A 3593-nucleotide genomic window follows, 5' to 3' on the forward strand; every position below is an offset into this window, starting at 1 on the left:
ACGACGAACTCGCCGAGGACGAGCGCGTCTATCTGGTGAGCCAACGCCATGCGATCACGCGGCGGATCGAGGAGGCCACCGGCCTGATTGCCGAGATGCGCGCCGAGGGCATCGCGATGGTCGACCCCGATGACGAGCTGACAGACGTGCGCATGCCCGAACAGCGCACCGACGGCCACGTGACGCTGCTGGTCGCCGAATACCTGGCGGCCCGGGTGGAGCGCGCCGAGCCCGTACCGGTCGCCCGACTGCGCGCGCACGTCCGGAAGATGGCGGTCGAGCATGCCGCCTACTGGCGCCGCGGCGTCACCGAGCCCGGGGCCGACGGCGAACTGCTCGCCGTGGCGCTGGACAAGCTGCGTGCACTGCGGCTGGTCGCCGACGTGCCCGGCGAGCCACCCATGGTGATCGCCCGGCCGGCGATCGCGCGGTACGCGGTCGAGGCGCCGACGATCCGCACCGGCCCGAGCTCCCGCGCCGGTCGGACCGTCCGCACCACCGCGTCAACGGGCGGGCGGCGACACCCGTGACGGCCATGCTGTCGACACCGACACCGACACCGACACCGACACCGACACCGACACCGACACCGACACCGCTGCCGATGCCGCGTCGGGAGCGCTGGCAACCGCTGCGTGCCGGTCTGGTGGACCTGTTCTACTACGACGTCGAGGAGTTCCACTTCCACGACGGCCGGTTGCTCCTGCGCGGCAACAACGGCACCGGCAAGTCGAAGGTGCTCGCGTTGACCCTGCCGTTCCTGCTCGACGGTGAGCTGGCCGCGCACCGGGTCGAACCCGACGGCGACCGCAACAAGCGGATGGAGTGGAACCTGCTGCTCGGCGGCAGGCATCCGCATCCCGAGCGGCTGGGTTACACCTGGCTGGAGTTCGGCCGGCTGCGCGCGGATGGCGTGGCCGAATACCGCACGATCGGTGCCGGCCTCAAGGCGGTGGCCGGGCGTGGCATCGCGCGGCACTGGTTTTTCGTCACCGGGCAGCGGATCGGCCCGGAACTGTCACTGATCGGCCCGACCCGGGTGGCGCTGACCCGGGACAAACTCAAAGACGCCGTCGACGGGTCCGGCATGGTGTACGACACGGCGTCGGACTACCGCCGGGCCGTGGATGAGGCGCTGTTCGGGCTCGGCGGACACCGGTACCAGGCGCTGGTCAATCTGTTGATCCAGCTGCGGCAGCCGCAGTTGTCCAAGAAGCCCGATGAGAAGCTGCTCTCCCGCGCGCTCACCGAGGCGTTGCCGCCGCTGGACCCCGCGTTGGTGACCACCGTGGCCGAGGCTTTCCGCGGGCTGGACGAGGAACGCGAGGCGCTGCGCGGTCTCGCCGAGGCCAAGACCGCGGCGGACGCCTTTCTGACCCACTATCGCCGCTATGCCGCCGTCGCCGCCAAGCGCCGCGCCGCGCCGCCGCGACAGGCCAACAGCCGTTACGAGCAGCTCGGCCGGGAACTGGGTGAGGCCGACGCGGCGCACCGCGGCGCGACGCAGGCGCTTGTCGCCACGCACCAACGGCTGGAAGAGCTGGCCGACGCCAGGGCCGCGTTGACGGCGCGGCGCACCGCCTTGCAGGACAGCCCGGAGATGCGTGACGCAGAGGCGTTGCGGACCGCGGGCGAGGATGCCGACCGCCTCGGCCGGTTCGCGGCGGAGCGGAGGACCGAGAGCGCCGCCGACGACGACATCGTCCGGCAGCGGGAAACCCAGCTCGTCGCCGCCCGGCGGACCGCCGAGGCGGATGCGGCGGCCTGCCAGGCCGTGCGGACCACCGCAGCCCGCGCCGCCGAGGCCGCCGGGGTCACCGACCGGCACGCCGCGGTCCTGGCCGACCTCGACAGGGATCAGCCGCCGTACCCGATCGCCACCCGGGCGGGTGCCGCGCTGATCGAACGGCAGGCCGGCGCCGTGGCCCGCCTGAACACACTGCTGGCGGCGGCGGCGACCGCCGAGGCGGCGCTGCGCGCGGCCCGCGACGAACTGGAACGGATCATCGGTGAGCAGCAGGCCGCCGCGGAGCGGATCGCCGCGGCCGAGGACCTCACCGTGGCGCACAGCGCCGAGCTTCTCGCCGCGTGCGCACGCTACCTGGCCGGCACGGCGTACCTGCGGGTGGCCGACGCCGACGGGCTGCTCGCCGTCATGGAAGCATGGGTGGAAACCCTCGACGGCCCCAACCCGGTGACAGCGGCCGTCGACGAGGCGGCCCGGGCCGCCACCGCCGAACTCGCTCGCCGCCAAGCCGACATCGACGCCGAGCGCGCGGGCGCCGACCGGGAGCGCGAACAGCTCGAGGCCGAGATCGCACGGCTGGAAGCCGGCGGCCACGACGCGCCGCCGATTCCCTACACCCGCGACAGCCAGACCCGCGACGGCCGGGCCGGCGCCGCGCTGTGGAAGGTTGTCGACTTCGCCGCCGACGTGCCCGACGAGCATCGGGCCGGCATCGAGGCGGCGTTGGAGGCGGCCGGGATCCTTGACGCGTGGCTCGCCCCGGACGGTCGCCTATACGACACCGTGACCGACGACGTCCTGCTCGCCCCGGGTCGGCCGGCGCCGGCCGGCGGGCTCACCGCCATGCTCGCCCCGGCGATCGACCGCGCCGATGCCGGCGCGGCCATGCTCACCGACACCGCGGTCAGCGCCCTGCTGGCGACGATCGGTCTGGGTGGCGGCGCCAGGACATCGGGTGATGGATTCGGAGCATCGGGTGAGGACTCCGGGACTCTGGCTGACGGTGGCGGAACGTGGGTAGCCGTCGACGGCCGGTTCGGCAACGGGGTGTTGACCGGCTCCTGGCACAAGGACGCCGCCGGCTACATCGGGGAGGGTGCCCGCGAGGCGGCCAGGCGCGTCCGCCTGGAGCAGCTGCGGACGGAGCTGGCCCGGATCGAGCAACGGCTGCGCGAGCTCGCGGCGACCGCGGCCGAACTGAGTGGGCGCCAGCGTTCCCTGGCCGCCGAGCACCGGGCGCAGCCGGCCGACCGGGAGCTGCGCGAGGCTCACGTCAAACTCGCCGGCGAGCACGAGGTCAGGCGACGTGTCGACGCGCGGCACGCCGAGGCGGTCACGATCGTGGCCGGCCGGGAGGCCCAGGCGCACACGGCGCGGGCCGCCGCCGGCGAGTTCGCCGCCGATGTCGGTCTGCCCGCGGACGCCGTCGCGCTTGACGCCGTCCGGGCGGCGGTGGGCGACTACCGGGTGGCCCTGGCCGGGCTGTGGCCGGCGGCGCAGGCGTTGGACCGGGCGCGCCGCGCCGCCGCCGATGCCGAACGGGAGGTCGATCTTGCGGTGGAACGCCGCGAACGGGCCGGGGCGGCGGCGACCCTGGCCCGCGCCCAGGCCGACGTCGCGGCCGAACGTCACCGGGTCCTGGTCGAGACGGCGGGCGCCGGCGTCGAGGAGCTGTACCGCACGCTCGCCGCGGTCGCCGCCGAACTGGTCCGGTGCGACGAGGACGAGAAGGCGGCCCGCGTCGCGGAAGGTGCGGCGCGAGATGCGCGCGGCAAGGCCGAGGGCCGGCGTGAAACCCTCCAGGGATCGATCGCCACCGCCGCCGCTGAACGTGACCATGCAGTTG

Annotated in this window: 2 protein-coding genes; both read left to right on the forward strand. The window is 74.2% G+C overall.

What is annotated here, in order from left to right:
- Positions 1-530 (forward strand): TIGR02678 family protein (locus tag U9979_RS09480; protein WP_322779067.1); only part of this gene is annotated, 530 nt, incomplete at its 5' end.
- A gap of 5 nt (positions 531-535) precedes the next feature.
- A partial coding sequence (locus tag U9979_RS09485) for a TIGR02680 family protein (RefSeq protein ID WP_322779068.1) occupies positions 536-3593 on the forward strand: 3058 nt, incomplete at its 3' end.

It is taken from the genome of Protofrankia sp. Cas4 (assembly GCF_963555915.1).
GTDB lineage: Bacteria > Actinomycetota > Actinomycetes > Frankiales > Frankiaceae > Protofrankia.